The 14,372-nt window shown below is 67.0% G+C and carries 19 protein-coding genes; 4 read left to right on the top strand and 15 right to left on the bottom strand.

What is annotated here, in order from left to right:
- Positions 1–118 precede the first annotated feature (118 nt).
- From D7252_RS08505 to D7252_RS08515, 3 genes are all read right to left on the bottom strand, one after another.
- Positions 119–778, bottom strand: a complete 660-nt coding sequence (locus tag D7252_RS08505) for a cation transporter (RefSeq protein WP_120776876.1) — start codon at positions 776–778, stop codon at positions 119–121.
- Positions 778–1,113, bottom strand: coding sequence for a helix-turn-helix transcriptional regulator (locus D7252_RS08510; RefSeq protein WP_120776875.1), 336 nt, complete (start codon positions 1,111–1,113; stop codon positions 778–780). The genes D7252_RS08505 and D7252_RS08510 overlap by 1 nt, the downstream gene beginning before the upstream one ends.
- 69 nt (positions 1,114–1,182) lie before the next feature.
- Positions 1,183–1,728 (bottom strand): small multidrug efflux protein, encoded by a 546-nt coding sequence (locus D7252_RS08515; protein WP_120774992.1) that lies wholly within the window; start codon positions 1,726–1,728, stop codon positions 1,183–1,185.
- A 112-nt stretch (positions 1,729–1,840) separates the two neighbouring features.
- On the opposite strand from D7252_RS08515, the gene D7252_RS08520 reads away from it, so the two are divergent.
- From D7252_RS08520 to thrC, 4 genes are all read left to right on the top strand, one after another.
- Positions 1,841–3,040, top strand: coding sequence for a sensor histidine kinase (locus D7252_RS08520; RefSeq protein WP_259461072.1), 1,200 nt, complete (start codon positions 1,841–1,843; stop codon positions 3,038–3,040).
- A complete protein-coding gene (locus tag D7252_RS08525; protein ID WP_120774994.1) occupies positions 3,037–3,639 on the top strand; it encodes a response regulator transcription factor in 603 nt (200 codons plus the stop codon). Before D7252_RS08520 ends, D7252_RS08525 begins: the two co-directional genes overlap by 4 nt.
- Positions 3,640–3,870: 231 nt before the next feature.
- Positions 3,871–4,638, top strand: coding sequence for a 23S ribosomal RNA methyltransferase Erm (gene erm / locus D7252_RS08530; RefSeq protein ID WP_120774995.1), 768 nt, complete (start codon positions 3,871–3,873; stop codon positions 4,636–4,638).
- Positions 4,639–4,728: 90 nt separating this feature from the next.
- The gene (thrC, locus tag D7252_RS08535) at positions 4,729–6,132 is read left to right on the top strand and encodes a threonine synthase (protein WP_120774996.1); all 1,404 of its coding nucleotides are present in this window, start codon (positions 4,729–4,731) and stop codon (positions 6,130–6,132) included.
- A 15-nt stretch (positions 6,133–6,147) separates the two neighbouring features.
- Here the strand turns inward: thrC and D7252_RS08540 are convergent, their stop codons facing one another.
- The 12 genes from D7252_RS08540 to D7252_RS08590 form a co-directional block, all read right to left on the bottom strand.
- Positions 6,148–6,558: a VOC family protein gene (locus D7252_RS08540; RefSeq protein ID WP_120774997.1), complete on the bottom strand. Its 411-nt coding sequence runs from the start codon at positions 6,556–6,558 to the stop codon at positions 6,148–6,150.
- A gap of 48 nt (positions 6,559–6,606) precedes the next feature.
- Positions 6,607–6,915 carry a thioredoxin family protein gene (locus D7252_RS08545; RefSeq protein ID WP_120774998.1) on the bottom strand — a complete coding sequence of 103 codons (309 nt, stop codon included), beginning with the start codon at positions 6,913–6,915 and terminating at the stop codon, positions 6,607–6,609.
- Positions 6,916–7,039: 124 nt separating this feature from the next.
- A complete protein-coding gene (locus tag D7252_RS08550; protein WP_120774999.1) occupies positions 7,040–7,438 on the bottom strand; it encodes a DUF1801 domain-containing protein in 399 nt (132 codons plus the stop codon).
- Between the two features lie 4 nt (positions 7,439–7,442).
- Complete coding sequence (locus tag D7252_RS08555; RefSeq protein WP_120776877.1) at positions 7,443–7,667, bottom strand: hypothetical protein; 225 nt, start codon at positions 7,665–7,667, stop codon at positions 7,443–7,445.
- Positions 7,668–7,798: 131 nt separating this feature from the next.
- Positions 7,799–8,809 (bottom strand): FUSC family protein, encoded by a 1,011-nt coding sequence (locus D7252_RS08560; protein WP_120775000.1) that lies wholly within the window; start codon positions 8,807–8,809, stop codon positions 7,799–7,801.
- 72 nt (positions 8,810–8,881) lie between these two features.
- Complete coding sequence (locus D7252_RS08565; RefSeq protein WP_120775001.1) at positions 8,882–9,286, bottom strand: VOC family protein; 405 nt, start codon at positions 9,284–9,286, stop codon at positions 8,882–8,884.
- A 138-nt stretch (positions 9,287–9,424) separates the two neighbouring features.
- Positions 9,425–9,877 (bottom strand): hypothetical protein, encoded by a 453-nt coding sequence (locus tag D7252_RS08570; protein ID WP_120775002.1) that lies wholly within the window; start codon positions 9,875–9,877, stop codon positions 9,425–9,427.
- A gap of 71 nt (positions 9,878–9,948) precedes the next feature.
- Complete coding sequence (locus tag D7252_RS19990) at positions 9,949–10,122, bottom strand: hypothetical protein (RefSeq protein ID WP_183055232.1); 174 nt, start codon at positions 10,120–10,122, stop codon at positions 9,949–9,951.
- 67 nt (positions 10,123–10,189) lie between these two features.
- A complete protein-coding gene (locus tag D7252_RS08575; protein WP_120775003.1) occupies positions 10,190–11,341 on the bottom strand; it encodes a hypothetical protein in 1,152 nt (383 codons plus the stop codon).
- 3 nt (positions 11,342–11,344) lie between these two features.
- The gene (locus D7252_RS08580; RefSeq protein ID WP_120775004.1) at positions 11,345–11,803 is read right to left on the bottom strand and encodes a hypothetical protein; all 459 of its coding nucleotides are present in this window, start codon (positions 11,801–11,803) and stop codon (positions 11,345–11,347) included.
- Positions 11,803–12,798 carry a hypothetical protein gene (locus D7252_RS08585; protein WP_120775005.1) on the bottom strand — a complete coding sequence of 332 codons (996 nt, stop codon included), beginning with the start codon at positions 12,796–12,798 and terminating at the stop codon, positions 11,803–11,805. Before D7252_RS08585 ends, D7252_RS08580 begins: the two co-directional genes overlap by 1 nt.
- A 29-nt stretch (positions 12,799–12,827) precedes the next feature.
- Positions 12,828–14,372, bottom strand: a complete 1,545-nt coding sequence (locus D7252_RS08590) for a hypothetical protein (protein ID WP_120775006.1) — start codon at positions 14,370–14,372, stop codon at positions 12,828–12,830.

The following is a 14,372-nucleotide window of genomic DNA, read 5'->3' on the forward strand; positions in this document are numbered from 1 at the left end:
GAGCGATCGCGCTGGAGACCGGCTCAGCCTCGCGGCTGCGCAGGAAATCGCGTCGACGTGAGGGGAGACGAGCGCCGATGTGGGCAACAGCGGGCGCCGATACCCGTGTCTCACGATTTCAGTCGTGCGACTGGTCGTGTTCGTCTTCGAGGATCATCCCCACAGAGGTGGCGCAGGCGTCGCCCTTCCACGCTTCGATGCCCTCGCGCACGGCGAAGGCGCTGATCACGAGTCCTGCGACGGCATCCGCCCACCACCACCCGAACAGCGAGTTGGCGAGGAGCCCGACCAGGACCGCGGCCGAGAGGTAGGTGCAGATGAGCGTCTGCTTCGAGTCCGCCACGGCGGTGGCGGACCCGATCTCGTGGCCGGCTCGTCGCTCCGCGAAGGAGAGGAAGGGCATGACCACGACGCTGACCGCGGTGAGAACGATGCCGATCGTGCTGTGGTCGGGCCGCTCGGCCGACACGAGCGCCAAGATCGAGGATGCGGCCACGTAGATCGCGAGGGCGAAGAAGGCGACAGCGATCACCCGCAGCGTCGGCTTCTCCCAGCGTTCGGGATCGCGGCGGGTGAACTGCCACGCGACGGCCGCCGCAGAGAGCACTTCGATCGTCGAATCGAGGCCGAATCCGATCAACGCCGCCGACGACGCCAGAGCCCCCGCGGTGATCGCGACGACAGCCTCGATCAGGTTGTAGCCGATCGTGAGCGCGACGATGAGGCGGATGCGGCGGTGCAGGGTCTCGCGTCGCTGGGACGTTCCGGTGATCGCCATCAGCAGGTGCACCCTTCGCCGCTGCAGCAGTCCGGTTCGACGACCAGCGTGACCCGCATGAGTTCGTCGAGAGTCGGAGCGATGTGAGGATCCGCCAGGCGGTAGCTGCTGCGGCGCCCTTCCGGGGTGCTCTCGACGAGGCCGCACCCGCGGAGGCACGCCAGATGGTTCGACATCGCCTGGCGTGAGACATCCAGGGCTTCAGCGAGTTCCGCGGGGTACTGGGCGGATTCACGGAGGGCGAGGAGGATGCCCGCCCGCGTCGGATCGGAAAGTGCGTGCCCCAGGCGGGCCACCGCCGCGACATGGGTGAGGGAGGCTGTTCTGGAGCTCATGACATTCATAATACAGAAGAGCGTGAATTCATGAATCCCTGAACGCCTCCCTCGAAGGTCCGACCGGACTCAGGCGACGGCGTTGACCGCCGTCGTGATGATCACAGTGAAGACAGTGGTCCATGCGATGATCGCGAGTCCCTGCCAGAACAGGATGCGGGCCTTGCCGACCCCGGCTGCGGCCAGCATGGTGGCCGTGAACTGCGTCGGCAGCAGGAGCGGACCGAGAAGGCTGACGCCGGGAACTCCGTAACGCTCGAAGGCCCGCTGGAACTTCCCGCGGCGGGCGGCTTTGCGGTCATTCTCGATGTCAGCGGCATCCACCGGCTGTGTCGTCGTTCCGCCACCGGCGAGTACCGGCTCGTTGGCCCGCGTACGGGTCACGATGGCTTTTCGCGCACCAGAGCTGGCGAGCACCAGCACCGCGACGCATACGAAGTTTCCGATGATGGCGGCGATGGCGGCGATCACCGGTGGGATGCCGCCGATGATGCCGATCGTGGCTGCACCCTCTCCTTCGATGAAGGGGACGGCACCGGCGAGAGCGACGATGAGCGGCTGCACGAGGTCGGGGACCTGGGCGACCCAGTTCTGGAAGGTTTCGATGAGGTTCATGAGTACATTCCATCGCTCGTCCGTCGCGAGCGACAGTGCCGGACCGTCACCGTTATCCGGGTGTATCGCCCTCTGACTCCATGACAACTGTCACGCCCGTATGGTGGTGGTCGTGAGCAGCTCCGCACCGCATGTCGCCTCCGCCGAACCGAGCCCCGGAGCGCAGCATCTCGCACGCGGCGTCACCGCCACCTGGTGGTACACGGTCACTGCGGTCGTCTTCCTCCAACTGGTTCTCGTCGGTGTGTGGACGGGCATCGTCGCGGCCACCGACACGCGCGGCGCCGTCATCGCCGTCGTGGGCATCGGTGGATTGCTGTGGTGTGCATCGACTCTTCTGCTGCTGTTCGACTATCGCCACCGCGTCGACGCCGGACCGGGTGTCCCCTGGAACCGGTTGGCTGTCCCGCTGCTCGTCGCCGTCGCCTTCGGTGTCACCGCCGGACTTGTCGGCGGCAGTTGGCAACTGGCGGCCATGCCGCTCATGCAGTCCGTCGTGCTGTTGAACTGGCCACGCGGAGTTCGTTACCGCGTGGTCATCGCGGCGACCCTCGTCCTGGTGATCCTGGGGTTCGTCGACTCCGCCACGCAGGCCGTCGACGCCGTCGTCCCCACCTTCCTCCCGGTGATCTACACCGCGCTGCTGCCGGGGATGACCGTGACCTCCCTGTGGTGGTGGGATGTGCTGATCACCCTCGACCGGGCCAGAGCGTCTGAGAGTCGACTCGCAGCGACGCAGGAGCGGCTGCGCGTCGCCACCGACGTGCATGACCTGCAGGGCCACCACCTGCAGGTCATCGCCCTCCAGCTCGAGTTGGCGGATCGCCTGCTCCCCGCCGATCCCGATGCCGGTATGGAACAGCTTCGCGCAGCGCGCGTGAGCGTCGACGAGGCGCGTCAGGGCACCCGCGACCTCGCCCTGCAGTTCAGGTCCGTGCCGCTGAGCGACGAGCTCGCCAATGCCCGCGATCTTCTCCGCGCCGCCGGTCTCGAGGTCGACGCGCTCATCGACGCAGATGCCGCGGCGGCGCCGGGATCGGCCCTGGGGCCGGTGATCCGGGAGACGACGACGAATGTGCTGCGGCACGGCGGCGGACGCCACGCCCGCCTGTCTCTCACCAGAACAGCGGATGCGTGGCGCTACGAGATCACGAACGATGTGCCGCCGGGCGCGGAGGTCGCCCCCGACGGGTCGGGGCTGGACGGCATGCGACGGCGCATCGACGACGCGCATGGCACACTCGAAGTGCGGGCTCAGAAAGACGAGTTCGCCGTGTTCGTGACCGTGCCGGTGGGGGAGACGAGCCGATGATCCGTGTGCTGCTGGCCGACGATGAGGGGATGATCCGCTCCGCGCTCGCCGCTCTGTTGCGACTCGAAGAGGACATCGATGTGGTGGCCGAGTGCGCGGACGGCGAGCAGGCCCTGGCCGAAGCTCTGCGACTGCAGCCGGACGTGTGCCTTCTCGACCTCGAGATGCCCGGTCTCGACGGGGTCGAGGTGGCCGAGCGTCTGAACCGGGCGATCGTCACCCGCTGCGTGGTGGTCACCCGCCATGCTCGCCCCGGCGTGCTGCGTCGAGCACTCGCGTCCGGGGTCGCAGGGTTCCTGCCGAAATCTCGCGGTGCCGGTGAGGTCGCGGAAGTCATCCGCCGGGTCGCTGCGGGAGCGCGCTACGTCGACCCGGAGATCGCGGCGGATGCCCTGAGCGACGAGCGCTCACCCCTCACCGATCGTGAACTCGATGTGCTCCGCGCCGGACGTCGGGGGCAGACGACGGGACAGATCGCGCGCACCCTGTCGCTCGCGCCAGGGACGGTCCGCAATCACATCTCGGTGATCCTGGGCAAACTGTCGGTCGGCACGCGGCAGCAGGCCGTGCTGATCGCCGAGGAACGTGGCTGGATCTGAGCGCGTTCGCTAGCATGTTGCCCATGGGAACAATATGCGCCGCGCCCGTGATGGGGCGCACCCTCGTGTTCCGCGACCGCCGCGCCTGACGGCGCGCTCGCTTCTCGCACGCATCTGCGCGCCGTCCACCGAGATGTCATCGCACCTCGGGACGGGCAGTCCGAACTGACGCATCTTCGCGTCCTCCTCCCTCCCTCCGAGGTGCTCCGAATCTTTCTCTGGAGCGCACTCATGCCTCGTTCAACCCATGGCGGCCGTCACGAACTCGGCCAGAACTTTCTCACTCACACCCCGACGCGGGACCGGATCGCGACACTCGTCCGGCAGACATCGGGACCGATCCTCGAACTCGGATCCGGCGACGGCGCACTCACACGCCCCCTTGCCGGCCTCGGCCGGCCCCTCACCGCGATCGACGTCGACGAACACAGAGTGCGGCGGCTGCGCAGTGCTCTGCCCGGTGTGCGCGTCGAGACGGCCGACGCGATGAGCTTTCCGCTCACCGCGGAGGTCGTCGTCGGCAACATCCCCTTCCACCTGACCACACCCATCCTTCGCCGCCTTCTGAGCGCACGGCGATGGCAGAACGCGATCCTGCTGACGCAGTGGGAGGTCGCCCGCAAACGGGCGGGGGTCGGCGGGGGCACGATGATGACCGCGCAGTCAGCGCCCTGGTTCGAGTTCGGGCTGGAGGGGCGTGTTCCGGCGTGGGGTTTCTCCCCGCAGCCCAGTGTCGACGGTGGTCTGCTGTCGATCACACGGCGCGGCTCACCGCTCGTCTCACCGTCGGACCGCGGCGCGTACGAGGCTTTCATCCGGGCGATGTTCACCGCTCGCGGGGGAACGCTGGATGCCGTCACCGCGACGGCATCGCGCGTCCCACGGCCGCGAGCGCGCCGCGCACTGGCCGCCGTCGGGGCAGCCACCACTCGGCTGCCGCGCGACCTGACTCCGTCTCAATGGGCAGGTCTGTGGCAGCATCTCAGCCCGACCCGCTGACGCGGGGAAGGACGGCATCCGTCATGCCGTCCTTCTCTGCCGTCACGGCCTGAGAGAATGAGGTGCCGAGTCCCGATCTGAGGAGCCACCGTGCCGTTCATCTCCACCCGTGGCGGAATGCAGCCGCAGTCGTTCAGCGAGACGCTGCTGGAGGGGCTCGCGCCCGATGGGGGGCTGGCGGTCCCCGAAGTCCTGCCGACGGTGGATGGGAAGACGCTCGAACGCTGGCGGGCGCTCACCTACCCGCAGCTCGCGACCGAGGTGCTGGGGCTCTTCGCTACCGACATCCCCCGCAAGGACCTCGCTCGCATGACGGCCGACGCCTATGCGGACTTCCCGGCGAGTGTCGTGCCGCTGCGGCCGATCGACGACGACCTCACCCTGGTGGGTCTGTCGGAAGGGCCGACGCTGGCGTTCAAGGACATGGCGATGCAGTTTCTCGGCCAGGCCCTCGAGTACACCTTGGAGCGCAAGGACGCCGTGCTCAACATCCTCGGTGCGACGTCGGGTGACACCGGCTCTGCTGCCGAGCATGCGCTCCGCGGCAAGGATCGCGTCGCCGTCTTCATGCTCTCGCCGCAGGGACGGATGAGCCCCTTCCAGCGCGCGCAGATGTTCTCTCTCGACGACGCGAACGTGCACAACATCGCCGTCGAGGGTGTCTTCGACGACTGCCAGAACCTCGTCAAGCACCTCGCCGGTGACCTGGTCTTCAAGCGGGCGCAGAACCTCGGCGCGGTGAACTCCATCAACCTGGCGCGCATCACGGCGCAGGTGGTCTATTACTTCTGGGCCTGGCTTCGGGCAACGGATGCCGGTGGCTGGACCGAACTCTCCTTCACCGTGCCATCGGGCAACTTCGGCAACATCCTCTCCGGTTTCTACGCGAAGCAGATGGGGCTGCCGATCCGCCGGCTCGTGCTCGCCGCGAACGAGAACAACGTGCTGGACGAGTTCTTCCGGACCGGGATCTACCGTCCCCGCAGCGCCGCACAGACCCTGGCGACGTCCAGCCCGTCGATGGATATCTCGAAGGCCTCGAACCTCGAGCGCTTCATCTTCGAGCTCGTGGGTCGCGACGCGACGCGCGTCACCGCCGCCTGGCGTGACCTCGCCGAGCAGGGCTTCTTCGACTTCGCGTCCGAGCAGTCGCGTTTCGTCGAGGAGTTCGGCATCGTGAGCGGCACGTCGACCCACGCAGACCGGATCGCCACCATCCGCGACGTGTACGAGACGACGGGGGAGATCATCGACCCGCACACGGCGGACGGCGTCAAGGTCGCCCGCGAGTACGTCGAACCGGGCGTGCCGATGCTCGTGCTCGAAACGGCGAAGCCCGAGAAGTTCGCGGAGACGATCCGCGAGGCGATCGGTGTGGAGCTGGCCTACTCGCCGGAACTTCGCGAGATGCTCGACGCCCCGCAACACGTGACCGAGATGGCGGACGACGAGCACGCCCTCCGTGCCTTCATCGAGGCGAACGCGCTGCGCTGAGCCGCGCGGCTCAGCTCACTCCGGGTCGCCGTGCAGCATCCAGGCGATCCCGAAACGATCGACCAGCATGCCGAACGTTCCACCCCACGGGGGGACGTCCAGCGGCATGGTGATCGTCGCGCCGTCCGACAGCTTGTCCCACACCTGCTGCGTGACTTCCTGCGTGTTGCCGCTGAGTGAGACCGAGATGCCCTGAGGCTTCTCGTACGTCATGCCGTCGGGAGTGTCCGACGCCATCAGCACGAGACCATCCGGGGTGTTCAGCTGGCCGTGCATGACGAGGTCCTGCTGGCTCGGGTCCTGCACCATGTCCGGGAAGTCGCCGAACACGCTGATGTCGAGTTCACCGCCGAGCACGCTCTGGTAGAACTCCAGCGCCTGTCGCGCGTCGGTGCGGAATGAGAGGTACGGGTTGAGGTCAGGCATGAACGGCTCCAGGGTGTGAGGGACGAGCTCGGCCGGGCTTCTGCACGCTCAGTCTGCGCTCGGCGCTGTGCTCTCCGCAAGGGTGGCTGTGTCAGGAGGAAGGGCGCGCACGGCTGCCGTCAGCACTTGCGGCACGGTGGGGACTCCCTCGGCGCGGAACACCTCGGTGCCGGAATCGTCACGGATGATGACGGTGGGGGTGAAGCGGATGTCCAGGTCTTCCGCGGCGTCCGGCTCGGCAGCGATGTCGATCTCGGTCACGGTCGCGTCCGGCAGAAACCGCACCGCGTCGGCGAGCACCGAGCGCGTGCGCGAACAGGCGCCACAGAAGGACGAAGAGACGAGCGTCAGCTCCATCGGTACCTCCTCGGTCGCGTCACGTGCCCGTTGATGCAACCGTCGGCGCCTGCCCGGTGTTCCCGGTCAGGTCACTGAGCGGTGATCTCTTGGCTGGGGGATCGCCATGGCCGGGGCGTCGACCTCAGAATTCCGTCCGCTTGACCAGACCGCGGTTCGTGCGGATGCGCTCGTAGTCCCACTGGATCGTGCGGGACTCAGCCAGCCATTCGGACAAGGCTTCGGTGTCGATCTCGGCGACGTCGTGGAAGCGCGCCTCTGCTGCCTGGAACGTGCCCGTCGGGGCGAGACCCGCCGCGTCGAACGACTGACCACTCCAGAACATCAGCCGCACGGCATCCTTCAGGCGGTCGTAGCCGACGATCGGATTGCCGTCGAGGAACCAGACCGGATGCGCGTGCCAGACCTTGCTCGTCGCTTCCGGGAGTGCGCGTTCGATCTCCGCCGCGAGCGCGTCGCAGATCTCGCGGTCCTCGGGCGAGAGCCGGGCGTGGTACGCGTCGATCTCCGCGGGGCGCGTCATGACGCTACTCCCGGTCCAGACCGAAGGTGCGCTTCACGAGGGCCTGCACATCGCGGTCGAGCCCGTCGATGCGCGTGTCGACGGCATCGAAGCGAGCAGTCAGTTCGCCTCGCAGACCGCCGATCTCCGCGCGCATCACCCGTGTCGAGACGGCGGTGAGCATGCCGAACATCAGGGCGATGAAAGCCCAGATGGTGGTCCAGATCTGCGGTTCGGTCAAAGCGGGCACGCTCCTATTCTCGTCGGTGAGTTCCATCCTGCCAAGCATCCGCAAACGCGGGCACGAGATGGGGAGAAGTTCGCTGCGGCGCCCGGTGTGGAGGAGAGCCGGCGGAGAACTGGCGGTGAGGGGGGCGCGGCTCAGGCAGGTTTCGCCCCGCGCCGCGGATGCAGGAGCCCGGATGCCGCGCCCAGCATCGCGCCGACGAGCGTGTCGACGATGCGTTCCCACGCCACGTCCATCGAGCCGATAGAACCGGTCGCCGCGCCGGTGAGCAGGAGGACGAGCGGGGTGATGAACACCAGGGCGAGCGCGTAATGACGCACGACGACCAACTCGATCGTGAACTGCAGGGCGCCGAGCAGCACGGCGAGCCAGATACCGGACGGATGCAACAGTGCGAGCAATGCGTACACGCCGACGCCCACGACGGTGCCCAGCATTCGGTGCAGACCTCGCTCGAAGGCCGCGCGCCGCGCCGCGGCGACACCGATCACGGCGACGGCCGAACCGACGATCCAATAGGTCCGCGTCGGATCGATCACGAGACCGAGGAGCACCCCCGATACAGCCACGACGGCAACGCGCAACAGCAGCACGCGTGAGTCGGCGTCCAGCGACGGGCCGGGGAGTATCTCCTTCAGTGGGCGTGGGTGCACCGCTCGCGCCCGCGGAAGAAGCAGCGGCGTCATCGCGACCAGCAGCGAGAACCCGCAGCCCGCAGCGAGCGCGGCGATGTAGACCAGCGGATCAACCGAGGAGGCGGCGACCACGTGCCCCGACAGCCCGAAGATCAGCACGAAGAACAACGGCCCAGGAGGGCCGAGGCGGAAGCCGAATGCCAGCGCTGCGGACCCGACCGCCACGATCACCACCCCGATGCCCACCCACCAGGCGTTGCCTGCCGCGATCACGCCGAGCGTGGCGCTGAGCACAAGGCCGGCGGCGACCAGAGGCAGCACGCGGACGCGGTCGATGACGGGAGCCGACCCGAGAAAGAGCACCGTGAAGGCGCCGCTCGCGGCGATATACCCGAGAGCCGGGGCGCCCGCGATCGTCATGACCGCGATCGGAACGCTGATCCCCAACGCCGCCTGGATGGCCAGCGGCCACCGGGGGCCTCGCGAGGGCGCCAGAGCGAAAAGAGTCACACCTCTATTCTCGTCCTCGTCAGGACGGCGTTCGACCCGGCGAACTCCGACGCCCGTCGCCTGTGCCGACAGTCATGCCTCGCGCGGCGGGTTGTACATGAACTCGATGCGGATGCCGTCGTCATCCTCGACGAACGAGGCGTAGTAGCGGTCGGTGTAACGGGGATAGTGCTTGGGATGGCGGACGGCGGTCCAACCGGCATCCAGCGCGACGGCGTGCAGTCGATCGACCTCGTCGCGAGAGGCCGCCGCGAACGCCAGATGCTGCCACCTCACGCGGCCATGGTGGTGCGGGGCTGTGCCGTCTTCGCGCGCCGAGTACAGGATCATCTCTGTCTCGCCGCCGTTGTTCCAGGAGATCGAGTGATCGTTCTCGTAGCCGCTCTCGTAGCCGAGGGCCGTGAGCACGGGATGGAACTGCGCCCGTCCCCGCTCGAGGTCGTCAACGGTGATGCCCAGGTGGTCGAGGAGTGCCATGCACCCAGTCTGGCTCCCCCTTCGCAGAAAGCCCAGACAGCTGACTGTCGCTGTGCCGCTCAGTGCGGAGCGTGGTACTCGGCTTCCACGGAATAACTCAATGGGCATGTTGTTGATCCGCGACAACTCTCCCGGAATCTAGCAGCTGTGGAAGCAGTCGAGCGGGCGGGGCGTGCCTTCCGGGCGGCAGGCGCAACGGCCGCGGCCTCGCCGGCCGCCGGGGGAGATGATCAGGAAGGAGTCGCTGGCGGCGGCATTCTCGCCTGCCGTGGCTTCGTCGAAGAACGACTGCGCGACCTTGAGAAGCGTATCGCCGCGTCCGATCGTGTTGATGGCCAGGTCGTCGGTCTTGATTGAGCGCTGGCTCTGCGCGTACTCGGCGGCGAGCTGCAGATAGAGATGGCCTGCGGCGCGGAGCACGTTGCCCGCCTGGGGGATCAGGACCGCCTCGAGGGCTGCGTCTGACCAAACGTAGTAGTCGCCCTGCCCATCGACGGGCGGGGCGAGCGGCTCGAACTGGGTATCGCCGACGAGGGCTCGGAGCTGGCCGACCGCAGTGTTCGGATCGAGCGGAGCGATTCCTGGGTTCACGAGTCCTCCTCGATTGGACCAGCCCGCCCCGAGGGCGAATCACCCGGAGCGGGCTGGATTAGGGGCTTGTTTTACGGCGTGGGTGGAACCACGGTGACCCACTGGACGACGCCGTTGACGTGCTGCAGCGTCTGGGTCTCGGTGGCGTCGTACCCCGGCGCCACGACCGCGAAGGGCTGCGGGTCGTTCAGGACGTGGTTGGCGGGAACGTCGCCGGTGAGGGTGATCGGCTTGGGATTGGCCATGCTGGACTCCTATTCTAGAAGAGCCGCTCCGGCGGTGGGGCTAGGGCGGCTCTTCTTACGAGGCGGGTTACGCCGGGTTGACCTTCAGGACGTACTTGTCGTCCCAGAGAACCGCACCGGTGAAGAGGCGCAGGCGGAACGAGGAGGTGTCTCCGTCGAAGCCACCCTCCCAGACGCCGACCTTGCCACCGCCGGGGAGGTAGCCCTGGTCGGAGCGCACGCGGATCTCGGGAGTCGTGTACCCCTTGAGGTTCAGACGGTCGAGGACCGGACGGGCGGTCGTGCCGGGGGCCGGGAACATGCGCCACTGGTTGCCCGAGAGGCGCGGGTGCTCCTTGATCGTCACGTTCGGGAAGAGGGCCTTGAGATCGGCATCGGGGGCGAGCGTGAGCGCGCCGTTCTGCACGGCGATGATGCGGCCGAGCTGATTGATGTCGTACTCGAGGAACCGCTTCTTGCCCGGCGCTACCAGAACGATGTAGCGAGAGATCTCGCCAATCGGGTTCTTGTTGACCAGGCGAGCTTCGATCTCCGCGGCACCCGCGATCAGGGCGTGAGCCGAGACCGGAGCGTTTGCTGCGACCGGCGTGCCGTCGATCAGCGAGGTGGCGGTGAGACCGAGAGACGCGGACTCGAGGGCCTCGAAGACCTCGGCGATGTGCGTCTTCTTCACCGTGGTCAGGAACTGATCAGGCAGTTCCTGGATCTCGCCCAGGTCGTCGTTGATGACGGCCTCGAAGGTGACGTCCGCACGGAAACCGCGCTTGCGAAGGCGGCTGTAGTAGCTCTCTTCGTCCGACGTGATCGTGACGTGCGGGTACGGCGTACCCTCGGGGACGACCGCGGCAGCGCCGTGCTCGTCGAGCCCGCCGCCGTCTTCACCCTCGGGGTCGTCGCCCGAGATGAGACCGCGCAGGACGACCGGGCGGAAGTCCTTGACGGTGCGCTGGCCAGCGATCTCGCCGATCTCCTCGAGGGCGTCGGGGAGCTGCGGGATCATGTTGACCGAGAGGACGTGCGCGATCGAGTGGCCCACGTCGGTCGACGTGAGCAGCTCGGCGAGCTGCGCCTCTGCGACGCGGCTGGTGGAGGCTGCATCGAGCAGCTCCATCGCGGCCTGCGCCTTTTCCTCGGTGACGCCCGGCTGGGGCTTGATCTGGTTGTCCAGCGTGAACTGGTCCTCGTACTGCTCGAGCAGCGTCTTGATGTCTGTAGCCATTGCTCAGAGTCCGATCGCGATGGGCAGCTTTCCGGCTGCCTTCTGGTAGGTGGCGGAGTAGTTCACGACGCCCACGCGGGTGTTGCTCGTCGAGACGAGCGTCAGCGCGCCGCCAGCCGTGAGGAACACCGGGGTGCCCTGCGGGGTGGAAGTCGGGACGGGGGTCGTGCCCGTGGAGACGATGTCGCGGAACGTGAAGGTTCCGTCGATGGCAACGCCTGCGGCGTACTGTCCGATCGATGTGGCCTTGTCGTTGCCGACGCCGGCTTCGGTGGGCTCGGAGATCTCGTACGGCCCGATCTCCGTCACCTTGCGGGCGGTGATGCCCGTGGTGTTGGTGAGCGAGACGCCGACGACGCCGTTCTGGACCGCGAGCGTCCCCTTCGGAGTCGGCGCAGCGAAGTTCCAGATCTTGACGAGGGCGTCAGTGTGCGAAAACACCGATGCGGTTGCGATAGCCATCAGCGACGGCCTCCCTTCAGGGCGAAGCCCTGCTTGGTGCCGGCGGGCTTGCGTGCCGACTCGATGACGTGGGCGCCGGGCTTGGCGCCGGGCTCCTGGGACTCGGCCACTGCGTCAGCGACCTCTTTCGCGGCGGCGATCTTCTCCGTGACGTCCTTGCCCTCGAGTACCTCGGCCTTGAGGGCCTCGGCGATCTTCTCGGGCAGCTTGGCGTCGTCGATAGCCTTGAGGCTGGCGGCGGCGTCCTTTGCACCCTCGGCGCGAGCGGAATCCAGAGCCTCGGCGGTGGCCTCAGTCTTGGACTCGTCGGCCGGCTTGGCGGACTCGGTCACGAAGTCGAACACCGGCTTGAGGGACTCGGTCATCGCTGCCGCGGTTGCGGTTGCGATAGCCGTGATGTCCTTCTCATCCAGCATGTGTTCTCCTTCTCTCTCCTCCGCCGAGGCTTCGGCAGCAGGTGTTTCACCCTCGGGGAGCCCAAGGGAAGATTCGATGGCGCGGAGGGATTCCTCCGCGCGCTTGATGCGCCCACCGCGGCCTGCGGCGACCACGACATCGACAGAGCGATACGGATCCTCGGCGTCGAACTCTCGGACGTTGAGCCGGCCATCCTGCAGAGTTTCGCCCTCGGCGCCGCAGAAGATAGACAGGCCGACGATGTCGCCGAACTCCTCGAGGAACTCGACGTACTCCTTGCGCGGCTTGTAAGCAGCGAGCAGTGCCCGCTTGCCTTTGTCCTCGCCCACGGACACATTCACAATGCGACCGGCGATGGATTCGACCGGGCGAAGGTGTGGCTTCTGCGGGTCGATGGGATGATTGAGGAAGGAGGCGACGTTCTCAAAGACGTGCTCGCTGGCCCCCTCTTCGAAAAGGTGGGGACCATAGCTGCCTGACGATCCTTCACCCTCCGTGATGATCACGATCGGGTAGGTGCCGTCGCTCTTCTTCGGCGCGAGCTTCGCGGCCTCCTGAATGAACAGACGCTTTCCCATGAGATCAACGCTAGACGCGAATTTGGCCCTTAATTCTGGATGTCGTTGCGAGTGTCCGTCGGTCGGCCGTCATCGCCGCCAGCGCCCTGACTGCGACCCTGAGTCGGCGAGGCCGCCTGCGCGCCACCGGAAGGCGCGCCGCCCCCGCTGCCTGAAGAATCCGCGTCGATGTCACGGCGGTTCAGGGAGTTCTTGTTGTTCGGGATGAGGACGCCGTCGGGGATCTCGTAGCCGCCGGGGACGCCGAAGATGTCGTCGATCTGTTCGGCCGCGTCCTCGGGGGTCATCAGGCCCTGCTGCCACTTCAGAACGACGGCCTGCACCTTGCGGTATAGCTCCGCGGCGTCGGCGAGCGTGCGGAAGTAGACCTTGATCTTCTTGGCGGCGTCGCCTTTGCCTGCCATCCAGCGCAGCACGCGCATGTCCAGCTCGACGTGCTCCTCGCGCCGGGATTCGACGGCGAGGCGGGTGGGCTCATCCAGCGTGGCGGCGCTGCCGTAGCTCGAGCCGGCGTCGCCAGGGTTGGAGGTGAGTGCGATGTTGGAGACGTCGAGGTTGGAGGCGATGACCGCGATCACTTCGCGGATGCTGCTGAAGTCGTAACCCTTGCCGGCGGTGCTCATCGCTGAGAGCGCGTTCCCGCCGCCGATGCTCGCCATCGAGCCGGCGCCGTTGGGTGTGGCGTAGGCGTTCTGCTGGTTCTTCGCGCCGGCGGCGCTCGTGCCGGTCGCCGCGTACAGGATGGTGGCCATGGCTTCCGAGACGTCGAGGCCGTCCATGTACATCTGCTTGGCGTAGTTGTTCCAGATCCACGCGCCGAGAGCATCGGGGAAGCCGAACTTCCATCCTTCGACCGTGTTGGCGTGCATGTCGAACGCGGTCCAACCCTCGGCGACTTCCTCGTCCTTGCCGTCAGTCTTGACCGTGGGCAGTTGCTCGCTCTTGTAGGTGTCGACGAAGTACCAGCGGACCTGGTCCGCATACTTGCCGTCGGACTGCCGCTGGCTCCATGCGCGGCGGTAGGCCCAGATGATGGACTCGTCGTCAGGGTCGCTCATCGTGTCAGTGATCTGCGAAAGGGGGACGCTGTGGAGAATCTTCGTGGAGTCCTCGCCCACCCACAGCGCGAGACCTTCGGAGTAGAGGCGCTTCTCGCGGCGCGTTCGCGCCTGGGGAGCGAAGAATGCGCGCTGATTGATCGGGTTGTCGATCAGCTCCTGGACGTTCGTTCCCTTGCCGCGGCCCTCAGTGGGGATGTCGTCGTACTGGATCTTGCCCTGCCAGACGTAGGTCGAGCGGAGACTGAAGCCCTTCTTCATCCAACCGACCATGGAGGACTCGAGGATGCGCTCCGCCCATCGCTGCAGGTCGGAGAGTTCGAGCCCTTCGGTCGGTCGGGCGTTGCCGCCGCGGAAGATGTCCCACCCCTTGTCATCCAGCGCGAGCTGGGCGCGGACGTTGTCCAGGCCCTCCTTGATGATCGCCTGCGCTCCCGCCGCTCCGGCCGTCTCCGTCGTCTGGGCGGCCGTGAGGACATTGAGCATATCTTCGATGATGCGGTTTTCGCGGGGCAT

It is taken from the genome of Microbacterium sp. CGR2 (genome assembly GCF_003626735.1).
Lineage (GTDB): Bacteria > Actinomycetota > Actinomycetes > Actinomycetales > Microbacteriaceae > Microbacterium.

Excerpts from the sequence above, each read along its gene's own strand:
- D7252_RS08545 (WP_120774998.1), bottom strand. The coding sequence starts at position 6,915 with ATGGAGCTGACGCTCGTCTCTTCGTCCTTCTGTGGCGCCTGTTCGCGC.
- erm (WP_120774995.1), top strand. The coding sequence starts at position 3,871 with ATGCCTCGTTCAACCCATGGCGGCCGTCACGAACTCGGCCAGAACTTT.
- D7252_RS08515 (WP_120774992.1), bottom strand. The coding sequence starts at position 1,728 with ATGAACCTCATCGAAACCTTCCAGAACTGGGTCGCCCAGGTCCCCGAC.
- D7252_RS08580 (WP_120775004.1), bottom strand. The coding sequence starts at position 11,803 with ATGGCTATCGCAACCGCATCGGTGTTTTCGCACACTGACGCCCTCGTC.
- D7252_RS08540 (WP_120774997.1), bottom strand. The coding sequence starts at position 6,558 with ATGCCTGACCTCAACCCGTACCTCTCATTCCGCACCGACGCGCGACAG.
- D7252_RS08565 (WP_120775001.1), bottom strand. The coding sequence starts at position 9,286 with ATGGCACTCCTCGACCACCTGGGCATCACCGTTGACGACCTCGAGCGG.
- D7252_RS08585 (WP_120775005.1), bottom strand. The coding sequence starts at position 12,798 with ATGGGAAAGCGTCTGTTCATTCAGGAGGCCGCGAAGCTCGCGCCGAAG.
- D7252_RS08505 (WP_120776876.1), bottom strand. The coding sequence starts at position 778 with ATGGCGATCACCGGAACGTCCCAGCGACGCGAGACCCTGCACCGCCGC.
- D7252_RS08590 (WP_120775006.1), bottom strand. The coding sequence starts at position 14,372 with ATGCCCCGCGAAAACCGCATCATCGAAGATATGCTCAATGTCCTCACG.
- D7252_RS19990 (WP_183055232.1), bottom strand. The coding sequence starts at position 10,122 with ATGGCCAATCCCAAGCCGATCACCCTCACCGGCGACGTTCCCGCCAAC.
- D7252_RS08510 (WP_120776875.1), bottom strand. The coding sequence starts at position 1,113 with ATGAGCTCCAGAACAGCCTCCCTCACCCATGTCGCGGCGGTGGCCCGC.
- D7252_RS08550 (WP_120774999.1), bottom strand. The coding sequence starts at position 7,438 with ATGACGCGCCCCGCGGAGATCGACGCGTACCACGCCCGGCTCTCGCCC.
- D7252_RS08575 (WP_120775003.1), bottom strand. The coding sequence starts at position 11,341 with ATGGCTACAGACATCAAGACGCTGCTCGAGCAGTACGAGGACCAGTTC.
- D7252_RS08525 (WP_120774994.1), top strand. The coding sequence starts at position 3,037 with ATGATCCGTGTGCTGCTGGCCGACGATGAGGGGATGATCCGCTCCGCG.